Raw genomic sequence first — 2,711 nt, 5'->3', positions numbered from 1 at the left:
ACATGACAACGAACATCCTCAAAGTCGAACAACTGAGCGTGGCCTATGGCGGCATCCAGGCCGTCAAGGGCATTGCGCTGGAAGTCAACGAAGGCGAACTGGTGACCCTGATCGGTGCCAACGGCGCCGGCAAGACCACCACCCTGAAAGCCATCACCGGCACGCTACCCAGCAGCAAGGTAGATGGCCACGTGTACTACATGGGTAATCCGCTCAAGGGCAAGAAGTCCTTCGAGCTGGTCAAGGACAAGCTGGCGATGGTGCCGGAAGGGCGGGGCGTCTTCACCCGCATGAGCATCCAGGAAAACCTGCTGATGGGCGCCTACACCAGCAATGACAAGGGCCAGATCCAGGCCGACATCGACCGCTGGTTCGAGGTCTTCCCCCGATTGAAGGAACGTGCCGCGCAGATGGCCGGTACCTTGTCGGGTGGCGAACAGCAGATGCTGGCCATGGCACGCGCGCTGATGAGTCACCCCAAGCTGCTGTTGCTGGACGAGCCCTCGATGGGCCTGTCGCCGATCATGGTGGAGAAGATCTTTGAAGTGATCCGCAATGTGTCGGCCCAGGGCATCACCATCCTGCTGGTGGAACAGAACGCCAAGCTGGCGCTGGAGGCGGCGCATCGCGGTTACGTGATGGAGTCCGGCCTGATCACCATGGAAGGTGAGGCCAAGCAGATGCTGGATGATCCGCGGGTCAAGGCGGCTTACCTGGGTGAGGGTGCAGCAGATGGACGGCGTGCAGATGCAGCGCGAAGCCGCGCCCGACGACGAGACGGCCGGCTGCCCCGGCTGCCCGTACTTCTGGACCTGCCCGGTGCCCCACAAGGGCGAGAAGGTTCACGACCCCCAGGAGATCGAGCTGGAGGACGTGGCCGATCAGCTCACCACCCGCGGCACCTACCGCCCCCGGGACGAGAGCGACATCGGCTGGACCGATGTGTGGATCGAGGACGACGACGCCGACCCGGACGCAGATGAGTTTCAGCAGATTCGAGGGAGACCATGACGCACCTGAATCGCTCAGCCGGCTCCCGTGGCCCCGTACCGCTGCCGACGCGTCGGGGTCTCGCACTCTCCGCGGTGGGCATCACAGCCCTCGCGGCCTGCACCTAAATGGTAGGGCTATTTTTTGGTTTTGATAAGATATTAGTGTTTCTATCAAAAGGGCGTTATTAGCTATGTTAATTCCTGTAAAGCAAAAGAATTTCTGAATATTTATGTTAGAATAATAACGGGTTTGTGAAGACTTATTCTTAAGCTATTGGGCGGGTTAGTGCAATGAAACATTTTAATTAGAGATACGTAGAACTATAGTAGAGTAGGTTTCTTTAAAAAATATATTAAGGGGGGAGTAGCGTTGAATAATAAACTAAGAAAATCATCAACGGATAGGGGAGTGGTTGGAGTATGTGGGGGAATTGCCGATTATTTTGGTATTTCTTCATTGGGAGTAAGGCTCCATTTTATGTTTCTACCTGTTAATTTTGTTATTTAGTTAATCCTTGCGGTAATGCTTGCTGTGAGCCTGCTCATGTAAATACCAATAGCCACAACCAAAGACGAAGCGGCATCAGAGCGTGCATGCCAGGCATTAGCGACCAGCATAGTGGATTTTACTCGGGTTGCTACGGCAAGCATATAGCGAAAAAGAAGCTCTTTGATAACCAGTGCGGCTAAAGCCACCCACAGAGCAACAATATGTACCTGAGGAATATCATCTGGTTGTTTCATTTTATTTACTGCTGACCATAACATGCCGATGCCAACAATAAATAAAATTGTCCCCAGAATTAATGATGCACCATTTTCATAACGATGATGACCGTAGTGATGGTCATCATCGGGATTTTTTTTACTTTTATGGTTTGCAATGAGTACAACAAAGTCTGAGACTAAATCAGACAGGGAATGAATACCATCCGCGATAAGTCCCTGAGATCCAGAAAATATACCAGTAATAACCTGCCCGGATGTCAGAAAACAATTAACAAGCACACTAACCCACGTACTTTTACGGGCCGCGATGAAACGCTCATGAGAACTAATATCAATATCATCCGTAAATTTGTTTACCTGCATCAGAAACTCCTTATAACAGCATCAACAGTTAATACTAAACAGACTATCCTTCCCGGACACGTTCTGTGGCGAAAATATAATAATTGGTGAGATTTATTCCTGTAAAGGACGGTGTTAGGGCCTGTTCACAGCCCTAGTTCCGTCTCAAAGGTCGAGCACCAGCATTCCCGATTTGGCGCGTGAGACGCAGGTACAGATCTGGTCGTTGGTAGCCTTCTCTTCGGCATTCGTTTTTCCGGAAACCATAAGAAAACCGTTCGGACTGAGTAGCCGCGCAGCGGCGTATCGAAGGCGCGGCTACCTCTGCGTCTTCGATACGCGGCGCTGCCGCTACTCAGTCCGAACGGGTGGAGGTGGTGTTAGGGCCTGTTCACAGCCCTAGTTCCGTCTCAAAGGTCGAGCACCAGCATTCCCGATTTGGCGCGTGAGACGCAGGTACAGATCTGGTCGTTGGTAGCCTTCTCTTCGGCATTCGTTTTTCCGGAAACCATAAGAAAACCGTTCGGACTGAGTAGCCGCGCAGCGGCGTATCGAAGGCGCGGCTACCTCTGCGTCTTCGATACGCGGCGCTGCCGCTACTCAGTCCGAACGGGTGGAGGTGGTGTTAGGGCCTGTTCACAGCCCTAG

General features: G+C 52.5%; 2 protein-coding genes and 1 pseudogene. 2 read left to right on the top strand and 1 reads right to left on the bottom strand.

Annotation, left to right across the window (positions count from 1 at the left end; all coding sequences use genetic code 11):
- Window positions 1-2: 2 nt before the first annotated feature.
- Window positions 3-725 (top strand): annotated as a pseudogene (locus tag BTM36_RS19680) (ABC transporter ATP-binding protein); the annotation flags it as partial.
- Window positions 726-1,362: 637 nt separating this feature from the next.
- A complete protein-coding gene (locus tag BTM36_RS29810; RefSeq protein WP_077237624.1) occupies window positions 1,363-1,500 on the top strand; it encodes a PspC domain-containing protein in 138 nt (45 codons plus the stop codon).
- On the opposite strand, the gene BTM36_RS19665 is transcribed toward BTM36_RS29810, so the two are convergent.
- Window positions 1,497-2,084, bottom strand: a complete 588-nt coding sequence (locus tag BTM36_RS19665) for a cation diffusion facilitator family transporter (protein ID WP_217349601.1) — start codon at window positions 2,082-2,084, stop codon at window positions 1,497-1,499. The genes BTM36_RS29810 and BTM36_RS19665 overlap by 4 nt on opposite strands.
- Window positions 2,085-2,711: the final 627 nt, after the last annotated feature.

Origin of the sequence: Herbaspirillum sp. VT-16-41 (assembly GCF_001994935.1) — a bacterium.
GTDB classification, from domain to species: domain Bacteria; phylum Pseudomonadota; class Gammaproteobacteria; order Burkholderiales; family Burkholderiaceae_D; genus Herbaspirillum; species Herbaspirillum frisingense.
This window is presented reverse-complemented; position numbering and strand designations above follow the sequence as displayed.

Excerpts from the sequence above, each read along its gene's own strand:
- BTM36_RS19665 (WP_217349601.1), bottom strand. The coding sequence starts at position 2,084 with ATGCAGGTAAACAAATTTACGGATGATATTGATATTAGTTCTCATGAG.